General features: G+C 37.2%; 13 protein-coding genes and 1 pseudogene. 5 read left to right on the top strand and 9 right to left on the bottom strand.

Annotated elements, in window-relative coordinates; genetic code table 11:
• Nucleotides 1-43 precede the first annotated feature (43 nt).
• Nucleotides 44-1,438 carry a tRNA uridine-5-carboxymethylaminomethyl(34) synthesis GTPase MnmE gene (gene mnmE, locus FFO06_RS09775; protein ID WP_137907872.1) on the top strand — a complete coding sequence of 465 codons (1,395 nt, stop codon included), beginning with the start codon at nt 44-46 and terminating at the stop codon, nt 1,436-1,438.
• Between the two features lie 51 nt (nt 1,439-1,489).
• Here the strand turns inward: mnmE and FFO06_RS09770 are convergent, their stop codons facing one another.
• The 5 genes from FFO06_RS09770 to FFO06_RS09750 form a co-directional block, all read right to left on the bottom strand.
• Nucleotides 1,490-1,924, bottom strand: coding sequence for a hypothetical protein (locus tag FFO06_RS09770; RefSeq protein WP_137907871.1), 435 nt, complete (start codon nt 1,922-1,924; stop codon nt 1,490-1,492).
• Nucleotides 1,925-2,253: 329 nt separating this feature from the next.
• Entirely contained in the window at nt 2,254-2,550 is a 297-nt protein-coding gene (locus FFO06_RS09765; protein WP_028083665.1) for a DUF2103 domain-containing protein, read from the bottom strand.
• Between the two features lies 1 nt (nt 2,551).
• Entirely contained in the window at nt 2,552-2,875 is a 324-nt protein-coding gene (gene clpS / locus FFO06_RS09760) for an ATP-dependent Clp protease adapter ClpS (protein WP_137907870.1), read from the bottom strand.
• Between the two features lie 118 nt (nt 2,876-2,993).
• Nucleotides 2,994-3,164: a hypothetical protein gene (locus tag FFO06_RS22565; protein WP_370539402.1), complete on the bottom strand. Its 171-nt coding sequence runs from the start codon at nt 3,162-3,164 to the stop codon at nt 2,994-2,996.
• 204 nt (nt 3,165-3,368) lie between these two features.
• On the bottom strand, nt 3,369-5,393 hold the full coding sequence (locus tag FFO06_RS09750) for an FAD-dependent oxidoreductase (protein WP_137907869.1): 2,025 nt from the start codon (nt 5,391-5,393) through the stop codon (nt 3,369-3,371).
• A gap of 277 nt (nt 5,394-5,670) precedes the next feature.
• On the opposite strand from FFO06_RS09750, the gene FFO06_RS09745 reads away from it, so the two are divergent.
• Nucleotides 5,671-7,812, top strand: a complete 2,142-nt coding sequence (locus FFO06_RS09745; protein ID WP_137907868.1) for a tetratricopeptide repeat protein — start codon at nt 5,671-5,673, stop codon at nt 7,810-7,812.
• 162 nt (nt 7,813-7,974) lie between these two features.
• The gene (locus FFO06_RS09740; protein ID WP_028083656.1) at nt 7,975-8,169 is read left to right on the top strand and encodes a heavy-metal-associated domain-containing protein; all 195 of its coding nucleotides are present in this window, start codon (nt 7,975-7,977) and stop codon (nt 8,167-8,169) included.
• A 146-nt stretch (nt 8,170-8,315) separates the two neighbouring features.
• Here FFO06_RS09740 and FFO06_RS21495 read toward each other — a convergent pair whose 3' ends face one another.
• On the bottom strand, nt 8,316-8,501 hold the full coding sequence (locus FFO06_RS21495) for a hypothetical protein (RefSeq protein WP_190371848.1): 186 nt from the start codon (nt 8,499-8,501) through the stop codon (nt 8,316-8,318).
• Nucleotides 8,502-8,811: 310 nt separating this feature from the next.
• On the opposite strand from FFO06_RS21495, the gene gyrA reads away from it, so the two are divergent.
• Nucleotides 8,812-11,427, top strand: a complete 2,616-nt coding sequence (gyrA, locus tag FFO06_RS09730) for a DNA gyrase subunit A (protein WP_137907867.1) — start codon at nt 8,812-8,814, stop codon at nt 11,425-11,427.
• 101 nt (nt 11,428-11,528) lie between these two features.
• The gene (lnt, locus tag FFO06_RS09725; protein ID WP_137907866.1) at nt 11,529-13,157 is read left to right on the top strand and encodes an apolipoprotein N-acyltransferase; all 1,629 of its coding nucleotides are present in this window, start codon (nt 11,529-11,531) and stop codon (nt 13,155-13,157) included.
• On the opposite strand, the gene FFO06_RS09720 is transcribed toward lnt, so the two are convergent.
• The 3 genes and pseudogenes from FFO06_RS09720 to FFO06_RS09710 all read right to left on the bottom strand — a co-directional run.
• On the bottom strand, nt 13,154-13,963 hold the full coding sequence (locus FFO06_RS09720) for a TspO-related membrane protein (RefSeq protein WP_137907865.1): 810 nt from the start codon (nt 13,961-13,963) through the stop codon (nt 13,154-13,156). The two genes, lnt and FFO06_RS09720, sit on opposite strands and share 4 nt — an antisense overlap.
• Nucleotides 13,964-14,302: 339 nt before the next feature.
• Nucleotides 14,303-14,542 carry a 2Fe-2S iron-sulfur cluster-binding protein gene (locus FFO06_RS09715; RefSeq protein WP_137907864.1) on the bottom strand — a complete coding sequence of 80 codons (240 nt, stop codon included), beginning with the start codon at nt 14,540-14,542 and terminating at the stop codon, nt 14,303-14,305.
• Nucleotides 14,543-14,591: 49 nt separating this feature from the next.
• Nucleotides 14,592-16,997 (bottom strand): annotated as a pseudogene (locus FFO06_RS09710) (WD40 domain-containing protein); the annotation flags it as partial.
• Nucleotides 16,998-17,121 lie beyond the last annotated feature (124 nt).

Below are 17,121 nucleotides of genomic sequence, written 5' to 3'. Positions count from 1 at the left end.
AAGATTGCGCTTTTCCTCTATCCCTGAAGTAGAATAACCCTTCATGTCCGAATTATTGGCTAATACTGGAACTATTGCGGCGATCGCTACTGCTGTTGTCCCTCAACAAGGTAGTGTAGGTATTGTGCGGGTTTCTGGTGATCATGCCATAGCCATCGCTCAAACTCTATTTTATGCCCCAGGGCGACAAATTTGGGAAAGTCACCGGATTCTTTACGGTTATATCCGTCAACCTCAAACAAAGCAAATTATTGATGAGGCTTTATTATTGATCATGAAAGCCCCCCGTTCTTTTACCCGTGAAAATGTCGTAGAATTTCATTGTCATGGGGGAATTATGGCGGTACAACAAGTATTACAATTATGCTTAGAAAATGGCGCAAGATTAGCCCAACCGGGAGAATTTACTTTAAGAGCATTTTTAAATGGTAGATTAGATTTAACCCAAGCGGAAAGTATCGCTGATTTGGTGGGAGCAAAATCACCTCAAGCTGCTCAAATGGCTTTGGCTGGGTTACAGGGTAAATTAGCCGAACCTATTCGCAAATTACGGGCTAATTGTTTGGATATTTTGGCAGAAATTGAGGCCAGAATTGATTTTGAGGAAGATTTACCACCTTTAGATCAAAAAAGAATTATTACCGAAATTGAGCAAGTGACCGGGGAAATTAGTCAATTATTAACCACAAAAGACAAAGGTGAATTATTACGAACTGGTTTAAAAGTGGCGATAGTGGGGCGGCCCAATGTGGGAAAATCAAGTTTATTAAATGCTTGGAGTCGGAGCGATCGCGCCATTGTCACAGATTTACCAGGAACAACCCGTGATGTGGTAGAATCTCAATTAATTGTAGGAGGAATTCCCGTACAGGTGCTAGATACAGCGGGGATTCGGGAAACAACAGATCAAGTAGAAAAAATTGGTGTAGAGCGATCTCATCGTGCTGCTAATGCTGCTGATTTGGTATTATTGACTATTGATGCTACCGCAGGTTGGACACCAGCAGATCAAGAAATTTATGTACAAGTAAAACACCAGAATGTAATTTTAGTAATTAATAAAATTGACCTGATTTCATTAGCAGAACAAGAAAACCTTAAATCCCAAATTCTAAATCCTAAATCCCAAATTGTCACAGCCGCAGCCATAAATCAAGGAATTGATCGGTTAGAAATGGCGATTTTAGAAATAGTTCAAGCCGGAAAAGTTCAAGCCGCTGATATGGATTTAGCAATTAATCAACGCCAAGCAGCAGCTTTAATAAAAGCGAAAAGCGATTTAGAACAACTGCAATTTACAATCACTGAACAATTACCCTTAGATTTTTGGACAATTGATTTAAGAGGTGCAATTCAAGCATTAGGAGAAATCACTGGTGAAGAAGTTACAGAATCAGTTTTAGATCGAATTTTCAGTAGGTTTTGCATTGGTAAATAAATCAGATCAGTTCATATTTTTTATTCAGTAATATCGCTATTTTAATATTTCCTAACATTTAGTTGTATTGGGATTTTCAAATTTCCCAGGTTCACTAACGAACAATTGATTTAAAATCACCTTACCTGAAGGATCTATTACCTCTAATCTGATCAATTCCCGTTGCACAATTTGCCAAGAAACTCGATATTTATATTTAGCATTGATCCATGTGAATACCGGACGCGCTTGAGTACCAGATGCTTTAGCCCCAATTAAACAAATTTGTTTACCTGTTTTTAGATTTAAGTTTTTGTAGTAATATTTACCTTGAGCTTTCCAAAGTGTTAAATTCCAACTGGGTGGTTGTAGTTGTCCTTCGACATCAAAAAATTTTCCCTCTGGAAAAGCAAGATTAGCTACAGCTTGACTCGGAACACAAACATCTGCAACTATGGGTAAAGAAAGACCCAAAACTAAGGAGAGTGCTATTCCTTTGATTTGCATAATTAATTATTACCTCAAATACTAATATTACTAATATTACTCTTCTATTTTTTACAGCAACTCGATTTTAGTTGTAATACTTAATTTTAAGTGTATCATGCCTTGCATAAATATTAAATATTGTATTAAATATTGTCATAAAACTTTAAATAATCCATTATATGTAAAGAAAGTTGTGGAAGCATTGCGGTTTGTAACTATTTTGTACAACTACTAGGCATAATCCTTTAGACTAGGTTTCCATAGAAATATCAAACATTGAAGAATAATCAAAAGTCAAGGTTAAAACTGAAATTTAGTTCTAACCTTGCTGTTTGTAAATTCATAATTTACGCAATTTTCATAGCAATGGCTATCGCACTTTCCAGTTCATCCTGTAGTAAAGTTGTGAGGATAAACACCTCCTGTACTGTTTTACCTTGACGCGCAATGATTTTATAACCACCGCGAATGGGTACAGACACACGCAACTGCATTTTTGGAGCATGACCCCTGGCTCTCCCAATTACCGCAGGTGTGACAGTAAGAATGCCATTGTGTTGGCACAAGCGTTCTAAAATGGGAATTAGACCGGGAATATGGGTAGAGTGATTCCAAACAAGTCTACCATCGGTGGGTTTAGACATATTAGACTGGTTCCAGGGGAGCCATTGTCAACCCAGCGCGACGTAGTTGCTGGTGGTATAATTCCGCTGGTTCTTGGGGTCCTGTCCAGACAATTGCTCGTCCTTCGTAGTGGACCTGATTAGTCAGATCCCACGCGCGATCGCTCGACATACCGGGAATATACTTCATTAAGCATTCAGCGACGTGCTGAAAAGTGTTAAAATCATCATTCAAGACAATCACCTTATAATTAGGATAGGTTTTGCGAGTCACTTGATTAACCCGGTCAGGTGTCACAGTTGGTGCTGAGACCATAGTATACACATCCACAAGTTTTGTCACCATAGAAAAATGAGCCAAAAACGAATTTGTTCAAACTAAGATTACAAATAACTAGTTTAATCTATTGCTGGCTGGGTTAGTAGTCAAGCACAAGCCGATAATATGTCAAAATAATATTTGGTTAAGGTAAACCATTTGATTTCATGATTAAGCTGTTGAAGGTAGAAGCCGTTTCTTCTGGTTTTCCAGAAGCGGGAAAAACTAAAACACTCTTAATAGCAGGGTTATTTACTATTTCTTTTAAACGATGGAATTGTTTCTCAGTAATAGCAATTCCTGCCGAATTTTTCACATAATTTAATTCCTCTGGAAAATTAGCATCATTATAAGCTTGAATAAATACCCGATCAACATTCCATTTTTGCCAATCAGCCGCGAAATATCGTGTAGACCAATAGGGGTTATGATGGCAAATATCAAAACTAAAGTTAAAAAATCTGATCCCAACTCACAATAATCATCGGGGTTTACACAGTAAACCCCAAAAAGACTAAATTTACCGCCAATCATCCCAATTTTCGTTAAAAATAGAAGTATCAGGAAAAGCCGTAGGATTACCATTTTCCGTCAAAATCTGTTTTAAAATTTCTAATTGCGGTTCTTGTCTAGGTAAATCATTAACTAATTCATAGGGGTCAATTCCTTGTTTTAAAGCAAAACTAGCCACAGTTCCCGCAGCAGCACCAGAAGACCATTCAAAAGAATGAACTCGATAAGCAGCAGCAGCAATATGACTAGTAGCAATACTTTTTCCTCCTACCAATAAATTATCAATTTTTTGGGGAATCATTGCCCGGAGTGCAATTTGGAAAGGATAAGCAAGACCCGCACCTCTTCTTTCTCCTGCACGTTCCGTATTACCAGGTAGTTCCGCTGGAGTTTTTGTCATACAAGGATGAAAATCTATCGCATAATGACCAATACCTACAGCGTCAGGATAAATTGTAGAGCGACTTCTGCGAACAACTTTTTCTGGGGAAATTTTACCCATAATTACAGATGTTACTTCTAAACCAGCCACTGTTGCTTTTAAATTACGATACATATTTGCTGGGAGATTTTTTTGATAATATTCATCATTATAATTACGACGAGAAATATCAACTTCCCAAATCCCAAAACCTTCCGGTTGTCCCCAACTGGGACGGCCAATAATACGTCTTCCTTCCCTCATATAGGGGTATTTAGATAAACCATGAACCGTCCCCATAGGTGAATCTAAACCTGTTAAAAAACGAATATTTGTTTGCGGTTGTTTTACTCCTTCTCCTAATTGAGAATCTGTAGTTCCTGCATACAACCAATAAAAATAAGAAAAAGCCTTTTCTTCAGCTTTGCGGAGGGTTTCTGTGCGTAGTCCACCTTGCCAACCTCCTGGTTTTAACTGTCCAGAATTTTCTAATTGTTGACGAGTGTAAATCAGATTATCTGCGGCTGTTCCTGGACGGTAATCATTTCCCCAAGTCCAGTTTTGCATGGAAATATCCCCTGGTGTGGGTACGGTAAATTTCACACCATTAAATTTAGTTAATTGTCCTGTTTGGGGACTCCAAATTCGGCGATAGGTAAATACTAAATCAAAGTTTGCTAATCGTTTTAATTCATAACTAAAATATGGTGCATATTGGGAATAAAATGACGGCATTGTGATTTGTTGCGGTGATTTTGTTGCCTCCATAGCAAAGGTATAAGTAAACCCTTGAGTACAATAAGGATCATTAGTTGTGCTAGAAGATGAAGGTTCAAGGTGAGAAAGTGCATCAATTCCTAAACGGTAGGGAACATCTGCTAAAGCAATAATTTCCCCGGTTTCACTTGTGTCTATAACGTACCATTTGCCAAACTTATTGGGAGTTGGTTTAGGAAGAAAACGAATAATAGTTTTACTCAACAAAGATGAGTTTTCATAACTATAAGCATCGGCAATGGTTTGGGATAAAGTATTAGTATTTAAAGGTGGTGTACCTGGTAGTGGTTGATGTTGAATTGCGATCGCATTATTAATAATTTTGCCATCTTGACTAATTTCTAAATCTTTAATTACTGTATTCGGAAAAAATTGTAATTTTCCCTTACCTTTCTTTTCGGCATCTTTGAGCATTTGTGTGATCATATTATGAGCATCACTAGGAAGAAAACAGGAATCACTTACCCAACATTCACCAGGGTTAAGTTTACCATATTTACGTTGAATACGGTTTCTTAATTCCAAATATCCACGGGAATAGAATTGTTTAGATCGTTGAGTTGGTCTTTCGTCTAATGCAGATGTCCCTTGAGAGGAAATTTGTCCCCCCAACCAGTCGGTTATTTCTGTTAAACAAACTGTTCTTCCCGCAAGTAAGGCTTCATAAGTTGTTGCTACTCCTGAGAGTCCACCACCCACGACTAGAAGCTCACAGTTGACCGTTTTATCTGGAGTCCGTGGAGGAGTGGCTGTAACCGCATAAGGAGCGAGGAATGTGGTAAATAAGCTAAAACTAATGAATGTTTGTAAGCCTTTCTTGTATCTTTGTTTCATGGTTTCTGCACTCTGTACACTACTATGTCAAATTATATAAGGTATCATTGGGAAAAGATTAGTACTTCATTTTACATGATTATGGTACTTAAAGTCCGTGGACTTAAAGACATTAATAGCTTTTAATTGTTTTCATGACAACATCTAACAGTAAAATCGCAAAATCTGTTAATATCAAAAAAACCTAAAAATCCAGTAACCTGACACTAATCATCTATGATAGAGGGAATATAAGCACACCATTGTAAAAACTAACTACCGACTAGGGAAAATTGTCATGAAGAACAAAAACCCCATATTCTCAAATCTAGCTTTAAAAAGTACCATTTTCCTTTCACCTTTAGTGCTATTAACGGCTTTTATTAGTCAAAGCATTGTACCATCTGCTACCGCTCAGGTACTATCAAATCAGCACCAGGAAAAATTAGCGCAAAAACCAGTCAAATCTGATTTAGAAATTGCCTTTACTCGCACAAATACTTTAATCAATATTTGGTTAACTATTTTAAGTTTATTTCCTGTAGCTTTAATTGCGGTATTATGGTTTTTTCGTCGAGCTATAATTAGGGAAATTGTAGAACGAGGAATGCAACAAATTCAAGGGATTGAAAATTTGCAAACTCAATTAACTACAGTTCAAACAGAAGCTAAAAACCTGATTCGAGAATCTCAAAATACTACGCAAGAATTAGCGCAGGAAGTTGATAATCTTAAACAAAAGATTCAGGGTGAACAAGAAAATTTATCCATTCTTTTATCTGATTTACCTAAATCAAAACAAGAGTTTTTAACAGCTTTGGAAATTGAGGTGAAATCTGCTCAAGAAAATATCAGTAATTTAGAGTTTACATTGAATACTCAATTAGAACGATTAAATTTATCTGCTCAACAGCAAAAAATTACAATTGACAATATCAAAAAGTTAGAAACTGATTTATTTTCTGAATTTATCAAACTCAAGTTAGAAGTGGAAAATCAAAAAGATATTGCTATTATTGACATTGAAAAATCTCGCAGTAATTTAATATCTCAATTTCAGTTAGTAGAGTCAGAATCTCAACAACAAAAATATCAGACTTTTGAGAATTTAGTCAAATTACAAGTAGAATTTACCAGTGAATTATCTCAATTTCAATTAGATGTTAAAAATCAAAAAGATATAGTTATAGAGAATATCGAAAATCTCAATAATCTATTTAAATCTGAAGTTAGTGAATTAAAGACTGATACGCAAATCCAAAAATATCAATTTATTCAGGATTTATCTAGATCCCAAAGTGAATTTTCTCAGCAACTTACAGAATTACAAAATACAGCTATTCAACGACAGCAGCAAATTATAGACAATTTAGAAAAATCCTGCGGAGAATTTACATCTCAGTTTTCAGACATACAAAATCATGTCCAAAAACAGCAAACTACTATTCTGGAAAATCTGCAAAATTTAGAAATTGAATTTTCTCAGCAAATTACAGAATTAGAAAATACAGCTATTCAACGACAGCAGCAAATTATAGACAACTTAGAACAATCTGAAGAAGTATTTACATCTCAGTTTTCAGATTTACAAAATGATGTCCAAAAACAGCAAATTATTACTTTAGAAAATTTGCAGAAATTAGAAATTGATGCTCAACAACGGAAAGATATAATTCTCAAAGAACTAGCGGAAATTACACCTCCCCCATTCATAGAAAAAGCACCAGAACCATTACAACCACAAACTTCTCTTAATGATTATCTAAAAGAAGCAGAAATGCTATTTTTAGAAAAACGTCATCAAGATGCTTTAGCTATTTATGAACAAATCATTAAAATTCAACCTGAAAATCCAGAAAATTGGCTCAAACGTGGTCTAATCTTCAATAGATTAAACCGCTATAAAGATGCTATAATGTCCTATAATCAAGCTATTAAAATTAATCCCGAATATCATCAAGCTTGGTGTGATATTGGTGTATCTTGTGGAAAATTAGGAAAACATCAAGAAGCTTTTAACTGTTTTGATAAAGCTATTCAAATTAAACCTGATGATGGAGTTGCTTGGGTAAATCGTGGTTTATCTTTGGTAGAGTTAGAACGCTATGAAGACGCAATTGCTTCTTTTGATAAAGCTTTAGAATTTCAACCTAATTCTCCTAAAATTTGGCATAAACGCGGTTATACTTTAGTTAGGTTGGGAGAAGATGATCAAGCAATTAGCAGTTTTGATAAAGCACTAGAAATTAAACCTGATTATCATATTGTCTATTATCACAAAGCTGCTTGTTATGCACTACAAAGACAAGTTAAATTAGCTTTAGAAAATCTGCAAAAAGCCATTGAATTTAATCCTAATTATCGGGAAGACGCTGGAAATGATATTGATTTTGATCATCTCAAAAATGAGCCAGATTTTCAAGTATTAATTCAGGGTTAAAACTTTGGTTGGGTTTTCATTTAACCCAAACCACAATTTTCTTGAGTTTCTTCTAAAATATGTTCTATGTTAACTAATTAATCTGGAGGATTTAGGATATAATATTTTTGTTTTTGCAAACATTGTCTTATTTGTAATTTAGTTTTCACCTCTTTTTTGTTTATGACTATTCAACTTACTGTTCCGGGAATGTCTTGTTCTGTTTGTGCTAATAAAATCACTAATGCCGTTAAGATTGTTGATGTTAATGCTATTGTGGAAGCTAACCCTCAAACAAAACTTGTCAATGTAGATACTCAAGCTTCGGAAACTGCTATCAAAGAAGCTTTAATTGCTGCTGGTTATCCTCCTTCTTAATGGAATGGTGCGTTCAGCTTTGTGTAACGCACCCTAAATCACATAATGTCTTATTTTCTCAACCAAGTCGCGGGAAAAAAGAAGATTTAGGGGTTGACAATTGATTTAAAATTTGTTATCATGTAAATGACGAGGAAGAACTATTATCAAATAATTAGTAAATAGGCATTTACAGCAAGTTCAGCTTGAGTGAGGTATACTTTATGCGGGCAAGATGCCCGCACCACAGGAGTTTTATCATTAATATCTGTACTTAATAATACTGGAAACTGCTGTATAGTTTGTTTTAACTGACTTAATCTAAATATGGCTTTTATTTTCTCCTTATTCATTCTCGTAAATTTATAAATTAAAATTGTCTCAATTTCTTATATATTTCTATTATTTAATTCTCTGGCTTATTTAATGGCTTTATTTTCTTGAATTTTAGATCATCTAATATTACTTAATAAACACAAAATCAACTTTCATTTTCTGGATCTGATTGACTATTTTGGCCGATTGGATAGTATTTGTGCAAATTGGGTGACAATGTGTTAGAATTATAGCAAAATATGACAACTATTCAAAGTTTATTTGACATAATTTTGTATTTTGTCAAGTTGAAAGCTAAAATCTACATTTTTTGGAGTTTTGGAGTCTATGACAACCTCACAGGAGAGGATTATCCCGACAGATTTGCGAAATGAAATGTCGCGGTCTTATCTAGAATACGCTATGAGCGTCATTGTGGGTCGGGCGTTACCAGATGCTAGGGATGGTCTCAAACCTGTGCATCGTCGCATCCTCTATGCTATGCACGAACTAGGTTTGCTACATGATCGCCCCTTTAGAAAATGCGCCCGTGTCGTAGGGGAAGTATTGGGTAAATATCACCCCCACGGTGATACTGCGGTTTATGATGCTTTAGTACGGATGGCACAGGATTTTTCTATGCGATCGCCCCTCATCAATGGTCATGGTAACTTTGGTTCGGTAGATAATGATCCACCGGCGGCTATGCGGTACACAGAATGCCGATTGCACGCATTAACAAGTGTCGCTCTTCTCCAAGATATTGAAGCAGAAACAGTAGACTTTGCTGATAACTTCGACGGTTCTCAACAAGAACCAACGGTTTTACCCTCCCGCATTCCCCAACTCCTGTTAAATGGTTCTTCGGGAATTGCAGTGGGAATGGCGACAAATATTCCTCCGCATAATTTAGGAGAATTAATTGATGGATTAGTAGCATTAATTCACAATCCTGAAATTACTGACATACAATTAATGCAGTATATTCACGGTCCAGACTTTCCCACCGGAGCGCAGATATTGGGAGTCAGTGGTATTAAAGAAGCTTACACCACAGGTCGCGGTTCAATTACCATGCGGGGTGTAGCCAATATTGAAACCATTGCCCAACGCAACCGTCCCGAACGAGAAGCAATTATCATTACCGAATTACCTTATCAAACCAATAAAGCCGCATTAATCGAAAAAATTGCCGAATTGGTGAATGATAAGAAAATCGAAGGTATTGCAGATATCCGCGATGAAAGCGATCGAGACGGTATGAGAATCGTCATCGAATTAAAACGTGATGCCTATCCCCGTGTCGTTTTAAACAACCTTTATAAGCAAACTCCCCTACAGGCTAACTTTGGGGCGAATATGTTGGCATTAGTCAATAGCGAACCTCAAACCCTTAGCCTCAAACGATTCCTCAGCGTTTTCCTGGACTTCCGCATTTTCTCCATAGAACGCCGTACCCGCTACGAATTACGGAAAGCAGAAGAAAGAGATCACCTATTGCAAGGATTACTAATTGCTCTGTCACAATTAGATGCAATTATTGTTTTAATTCGTCATGCACCGGACGCACCCACAGCCAAAGGAGAGTTAATTACCAATTACGGACTTTCCGAAGTGCAAGCAGACGCAATTTTACAAATGCAGTTGCGACGGTTAACGGCTTTAGAAGCGGATAAAATTCGCCTGGAACACGAAGAATTACAAGTTAAAATCACCGACTTACAGGATATTTTAGCCAGACGGGAACGGGTTTTAGAAATCATCGAAACGGAAATCGGCCAAATTAAAGCCAGCTTTGCTACACCCCGCCGCACGGTTATCACCCATGGAGAAGGAGATATAGATGACATTGACTTAATTGCTAACGAAAAAGCAGTGATTCTGGTTACAGAACAAGGTTACATCAAACGGATGCCCGTCAACACCTTTGAATCTCAAAACCGCGCTACTAGGGGTAAAGCTGGTGCTAAAGTTAAAGATGATGATACCATTGAGCATTTCTTAACTTGCTGTGATCATGATAGCATTTTATTCTTTAGCGATCGCGGAGTTGTCTACTCACTCAAAGCCTATCAAATACCCGTAGGTTCGCGCACCAGTCGGGGGACACCCATAGTCCAAATGTTACCCATTCCCAAGGAAGAGAAAATTACTTCTATTGTCCCAGTAGACGAATTTAGTAGCGAAGAATATCTTGTGATGCTCACCAAAGGCGGTAACATCAAAAAAACCGTCTTAGAAGCATTTAGCCATATTCGCGCCAACGGACTAATTGCCATATCCTTAGAAGAAGGTGACCAACTACGCTGGGTGAGAAGAGCCAGAGTAGAAGACAGTATAATTATCGGTTCACGTCAAGGTATGGCCATTCACTTCCGCTGTACTCATGACCAACTGCGTCCCCTGGGAAGAGCCACTCGTGGTGTAAAATCCATGAAACTCAAGGATAAAGACGAACTCATAGGTATGGATATCCTACCTGCGGCCATTCTCGACACCTTAGATACTAGCACAGAAGTGGAAATAGAAGAAACAGCAGAAATAGAAGAAACCTTAGAAATTGCTGAAATTGAAAATACCGAAGAAACCGCAGAAACCAGTAACAGCAATAGTACCGGACCATGGGTACTAGTCATTACCGTAGGCGGTTATGGTAAGCGTGTTCCTGTTTCTCAATTCCGACTGCAAAACCGGGCTGGTCAAGGTTTAATGGCCACCAAATTCAAGACCCGGAAAACCAAAGACAAACTAGCCACTTTAAGAATTGTCAACAGCGACGACGAAATCATGATGGCCACCAATCGTGGTATTATTATTCGTCAAGCCGTCAATGCAATTTCTATTCAGTCAAGGTCAGCCACTGGAGTTAAAGTGCAACGTTTAGATGAAGATGATGCTATTACTGGAGTTGCGATTGTTCCCCCCGACACTGGTGATAATGGAGAACTAGAGGACGCAGAATAAACCATTTAAAATTAGACGTTGCTGACTTAAAAACTCTTACCTTTGCGCCTTTGCGTATTTGCGTGAGACTTCTTAATCAGTAACGTCCAAAATTAAACAAAATGCTAAAACTCAGACACCAAAAGATATACGATACCATCATCTATTATACCTTGTCTCTCCTCAGTGGCATATTCATGGGAACAACCGTCGCCCCTATTGGTGCATGGTTCTTAGCCTGGGTATCCCTAACCCCCTTGTGGATGCTAGTAGTTAAATTTACACTAAAGACAGATAAAAATTATCCATCTCCCCCTGTTCTTGGCTTCATCTGGGGCATCGGTTATCACGGAGTTGCCATATCATGGATTACAGGTATTCATCCCATGGACTGGCTGGGTGTCCCTTGGCTACTGAGCTTAATTATTACCCTCTTTTGCTGGGCATTTATCAGCCTCTGCGGGGGAATTTTCGTCTCTGTTTGGGCGGCTTTAATGGTGCGTCTAGACAGGGGAAACCCTTATTTGCGTGTTCTCATTGGTATAAGCCTTTGGTGTGGCTTAGAAAGCCTCTGGAGTGCCGGACCTTTATGGTGGAGTTCTTTAGCGTACACTCAATCACCATACAATCTCGTAATTCTCCATTTAGGACAACTTTCAGGACCCAATACTGTCACTGCGGTAATTGTCGCTTTTAATGGCTTTATTGCTGAATATCTGACGCAAAGGCGCAAAAGCGCGAAAGAAGAAAGAACACTTCATCCAAAAACCTCTGTGTCCTCTGTGCCTCTGTGGTTCGTTAATTCCTACTTAATCTTAGCCACCACTCTCTTAATTACCTCCCATTTGATTGGCTTTATCCTCTATAGCAACCCCTTGAATTTTACCCCAAATACAGCTTTAAAAATTGGCATTATTCAAGGTAACATTCCTAATAAAATTAAGGTTCTTCCTCAAGGTTTGCGTCAGGCTATGACAGCTTACACTCAAGGATATTTAAATTTAACTAATCAAGGTGTCCAAGCTGTTCTTACTCCAGAAGCTTCTATACCTATTTTTGCCCGTAATTTACCCCAAACTCCTTTGTTAGCTGCTATTCGAGAACGGGGTGTGATAGCTTGGATAGGTGCTTTTGGTGAACAAGACAGTAGTTATACAAATAGTTTATTTACTGTTTTGGGAAATGGGAAAGTTACCAGCCGTTACGATAAATCTAAACTTGTTCCTTTAGGAGAATATATTCCTTTTGAAAATGTTTTAGGAGGAATTATTCAACGTTTATCACCACTAGAAGCACATCAAGTTCCGGGTCAAGTTAATCAAATTTTTGATACTCCTTTTGGTAGGGTGATTATTGGTATTTGTTATGAATCAGCTTTTGCGGAAAATTTCCGTTATCAAGCTGCTATGGGTGGGAAATTTATCCTCAGTTCTGCTAATGATGCTCATTATACGCCAGCAATGGCAAATCAACATCATGCCCAGGATATCATGCGGGCAATTGAAACTGATAGATGGGCTGTAAGGGCAACAAATACCGGCTATTCCGCATTTATTAATCCTCATGGTCAAACTTTATGGAAATCAGGATATAATACCTACGAAACCCACGCAGAAACTATTTATCCCCGTCAAACTCAGACTTTATATGTACGCTGGGGTGATTGGTTAACTCCTTTTATCTTGGTTATAACTGCCTTAGTCTGGCCTTTGGTGAGCAAAAACTGTGTGAGATCATTTTTACATTTTTAATCACGGGAACGTTTAATTAGTGCCATCATCAGGCAAATAATCGGCAAAAATATCCCTAAATTCCGCACTAAATCAATGTTACTATGTCTAATAGCGATCGCTATTAATGTCCAAAATGTCACATAAACATAAATAATATCATCGCACGTAATCATGATTAAAGTCGCAATCGTTGCAGCTACCACAAGCATGATCACAGCCCATACTTGATGATTAAGTCCCCAACCATTCCAACCATAAAAATACAGTACACAAGCCACATTCACCATAGTGGCAACACTAGTCCAACTCAAATAAATACTCACGGGAATATGTAAACATAACTTTTTTCTCCCAGATATCCGCTTTCTGCCAATACGCAAAAGATGATAAATAACCATTAGTGGTACTAAAGTACCGAACATGGCCACCAGAGAAAGAGTAAAGAATCTAGATAGAAATAAATACAACCAAATATTTTGAAAAACACAAGCAATAACTAATAAATACCCTATTTTACGTAAGTCTTCATCCGTTCTTTTATAGGGGAGAAATTGATAAATTGCTAAAGTGAATAATCCTAAATAAATCAGTCCCCATACCCCAAAAGCATAGTTAGCAGGGATAATCAGCACACCTTGGTAAAATTTTTCATAAACCGCATATAAAGGAAGTCCATAGGGCGGAAAAATATTTAATGCTACATTCACTAAAAAAGAACCAACAATAGCTAATAAAGTGATCAGTTGTCGGATAAAATCTTGGTAATTTTGGTAATTTTGGTAATTTTGGTAATTTTGGTAATTGTCAGGGGTAGATCGCCGCATATATTCTATAATAGAGCTTAAACATCAATTTCTGTCCGTTTTAATGACATTATCATAATTAAACACCAATTTCTATTTATCCAACTATCTAAAGGTAGTTGACAGAAACTATAAAATCATAATTGCATAATTAGACACCTCTGGTCAAGGTTCTAGGGACAATTCATGAATTGTCCCCACAACGGTTTCTAGTAACGCATATTTACAGCAGTTTCCAATCTGATGAAGTACAGATATTAATGATCAAAATCTTGTGGTGCGGGCAAGATGCCCGCCAAAAGTGTACCTCACCCTGATGGTAATACGCTGTAATTTTAATTTTTACTAAATGTCTAATAATTACCAACTTGGATCACTAAAAAGATGTATGACTAACTTCTCCTTTCTGGGTGGAACTGCGGTAATACAAGCCCGGACAATTTCCCCATCATCCAATTCTACCGTACAAGCGTGACAAGTACCCATCCGACAGCCGGTGGGAATTGATACCCCAGCCCGTTCTGCTACATCTAATAAAGGTTCTCCCACTTGAGCATTAACAGTAACATCATCTGGTAAAAAAGTAATTTCCATAGTCATTTCTCAGTTTTGAGTTGTTAATATTGTTAATAATTATTATTGCTTTCACCTAATTATTCTCACACCAATTATGATAACTTTGATCGCCATCAGCATCACGTCTAGTCATATTCGGATTATATAGTAAATAATCACTTATTATATCGCAATTACTTCTCAATAAACTTTCTAATGTAATATCTGACAATTTCCTGAGAATTATCCTACCTTCACTACTACCAGCAGCTAACATTTTACCATCTGGACTAAAACTGACACCGGTTAACTCCTCATCACCACCTTTTAAAGACATCAGTAAAACACCTTGTCTATTCCACAACTTAACCTGACGATCACTGTTTACTGCTAAAGTTTTACCATCTGGACTAAAACTAACACCAATAAAACCATCACCAGATCCCCTTAGTGTTTTTATTAATTTACCATTTTCACCCCAAATATTAACCATACCATCAAGACTAACCGAAGCTAAAACATCACCATTGGGTGACCATGCTACACCATTGACCCCGCGAGTATGGCCTGTTAAATTTTTGATGATTTCGCCCTCACTTGTCCAGAGTTTAACCAATTTGTCATCACTAGCAGAAGCTAATAATTTACCATTCGGACTAAAACTAACCCAGTTAATAGCATGAGTATGACCAACCAAAGTTTTTAATAATTTACCATCCCGATTCCATAATTTTATAGTTTTGTCCTTACTCCCAGAAGCGAGAATTTTACCATCACTAGACCAAGCTACGGCTAAAACAGTATCTTTATGACCTAGTAAAGTTGTGATTAGTTTACCATCTCGATTCCACAATTTTATTGTTTTGTCCTTACTCCCAGAAGCGAGAATTTTACCGTCACTAGACCAGGCCACACCCCAAATTTGATCATGATGACCAACCAAGGTTTTGAGTAATTTACCATCTCGATTCCACAATTTTATAGTTTTGTCCCGACTAGCTCCTGCAACAATGCTACTATCAGGACTAAAACTAATACTTGTTACCCAATCGTTATTTTCCTGGGGATTACGCAAAATTAAACTATCCCAACGCCATAAAATAATAGTTTTATCCTTACCACCAGAGGCTAAACTTCGGCCGTCAGGACTGAAATTGACGCTATTTACCCAATTATTATGTCCTCGCAGTGTTCCTAATAAATTACCATTCAGATGCCAAAGTTTAATTGTTTCGTCCATACTAGCCGATGCTAGAGTATGACCATCAGGGCTAAAATTGACAGCGATAACACCACCGCTGTGTCCAGCTAGAGTTTTTAGTAATTTACCCTCTCGACTCCATAATTTGATTTTTTTATCTAAACTCCCAGAAGCCAGAATTTTACCATCACCAGACCAAGCTATGGCGACAACAGCATCTTCGTGGGCTGGTAAAGTTTTAATTAGTTTACCATCTCGATTCCACAATTTTATTGTTTTATCGCTACTGCTAGAAGCCAAAATTTTACCATCACTAGACCAAGCTACAGCTAAAACAGCATCTTTATGACCTAGTAAAGTTGTGATTAGTTTACCATCTCGACTCCACAATTTTATTGTTTTATCTGTACTTGCAGAGGCGATAATTTGACCATCAGGACTGAAACTAGCACTATTGACTACAGAACTATGACCTAGTAAAGTTTTCAGTAACTCACCGTTACGATTCCACAGTTTAATTGTGTTGTCTTGACCAGCAGAAACTAGCATTTGACTATCAGGACTGAAATTAACACTATTGACTACAGATTCATGACCCGATAAAGTTTTTAATAACAGACCGCAAGGACTCCAAAGATTAATTGTTGTATCCGCACCTGCGGAAGCTATTAAGGATTTATCATTGCTAAATGTTACCATTTTCACCGCCGATATATGACCTTCTAAGCGGTTACGTTCTTTGACTCCATAAATTGCTTGGTACATTGCGGTTAGTGCTTTTTCCCTAGTAGAAGCATCTACCCATAAAGTTTTATGTAATTTTTGACCTGCTTTTAAACTTTCTTTGAGAGAATTAATACCTTTGTGAGCAGCAAATAAAGTTTCACTAGATGCACTTAAGGTTTGTATTTCACTATTCATGGAGGTAATTACAGAACTAGCCAAGCTAAAAATAGCAATAATAGAAGCTGTTAAAGCAATTTTCAAAGCAATATTTAATCTAATTGCATTCAAATGTTGTTTTTTTTGGCTTTCTACTAATTTTTCAATTAACTCTTTTTCTCTTAGTTCAGTTCTTAAGCGTTCAATTTTTATTTGAGTTTCTTCCTCTCGCTGACGTAATTCTCTTATTTCTGTAAGTAAATTATCTCCCTGTTGATTTTGAGTCTCTACTAAAATAACCTTCTCTTCTGTTTTGCTTAATTCACTTCTGAGCCGTTCAATTTCTTGATAGCTATTTTTGACCTTATCTCGCAATTGATTAATTTGTGTTTGTAGTCCAGATTCCTGTTGTTCTAACCCACATTCCGCACCCTGAACTGTCACAGATCAAAAAAGCAGAGATAGTAGTACATAATAACTAACGATCAATTAAAGAGAAATAAGCTTAATGAGAATACATATCATTAAAAGGGGGGTGGTG

This window comes from Dolichospermum planctonicum, assembly GCF_005402965.1.
Classification (GTDB): Bacteria; Cyanobacteriota; Cyanobacteriia; order Cyanobacteriales; family Nostocaceae; genus Dolichospermum; species Dolichospermum planctonicum.
This window is presented reverse-complemented; position numbering and strand designations above follow the sequence as displayed.

Coding starts and splice junctions, on each gene's coding strand:
- mnmE (WP_137907872.1), top strand. CDS start 44: ATGTCCGAATTATTGGCTAATACTGGAACTATTGCGGCGATCGCTACT.
- FFO06_RS09770 (WP_137907871.1), bottom strand. CDS start 1,924: ATGCAAATCAAAGGAATAGCACTCTCCTTAGTTTTGGGTCTTTCTTTA.
- FFO06_RS09765 (WP_028083665.1), bottom strand. CDS start 2,550: ATGTCTAAACCCACCGATGGTAGACTTGTTTGGAATCACTCTACCCAT.
- clpS (WP_137907870.1), bottom strand. CDS start 2,875: ATGGTGACAAAACTTGTGGATGTGTATACTATGGTCTCAGCACCAACT.
- FFO06_RS09750 (WP_137907869.1), bottom strand. CDS start 5,393: ATGAAACAAAGATACAAGAAAGGCTTACAAACATTCATTAGTTTTAGC.
- FFO06_RS09745 (WP_137907868.1), top strand. CDS start 5,671: ATGAAGAACAAAAACCCCATATTCTCAAATCTAGCTTTAAAAAGTACC.
- FFO06_RS09740 (WP_028083656.1), top strand. CDS start 7,975: ATGACTATTCAACTTACTGTTCCGGGAATGTCTTGTTCTGTTTGTGCT.
- FFO06_RS21495 (WP_190371848.1), bottom strand. CDS start 8,501: ATGAATAAGGAGAAAATAAAAGCCATATTTAGATTAAGTCAGTTAAAA.
- gyrA (WP_137907867.1), top strand. CDS start 8,812: ATGACAACCTCACAGGAGAGGATTATCCCGACAGATTTGCGAAATGAA.
- lnt (WP_137907866.1), top strand. CDS start 11,529: ATGCTAAAACTCAGACACCAAAAGATATACGATACCATCATCTATTAT.
- FFO06_RS09720 (WP_137907865.1), bottom strand. CDS start 13,963: ATGCGGCGATCTACCCCTGACAATTACCAAAATTACCAAAATTACCAA.
- FFO06_RS09715 (WP_137907864.1), bottom strand. CDS start 14,542: ATGACTATGGAAATTACTTTTTTACCAGATGATGTTACTGTTAATGCT.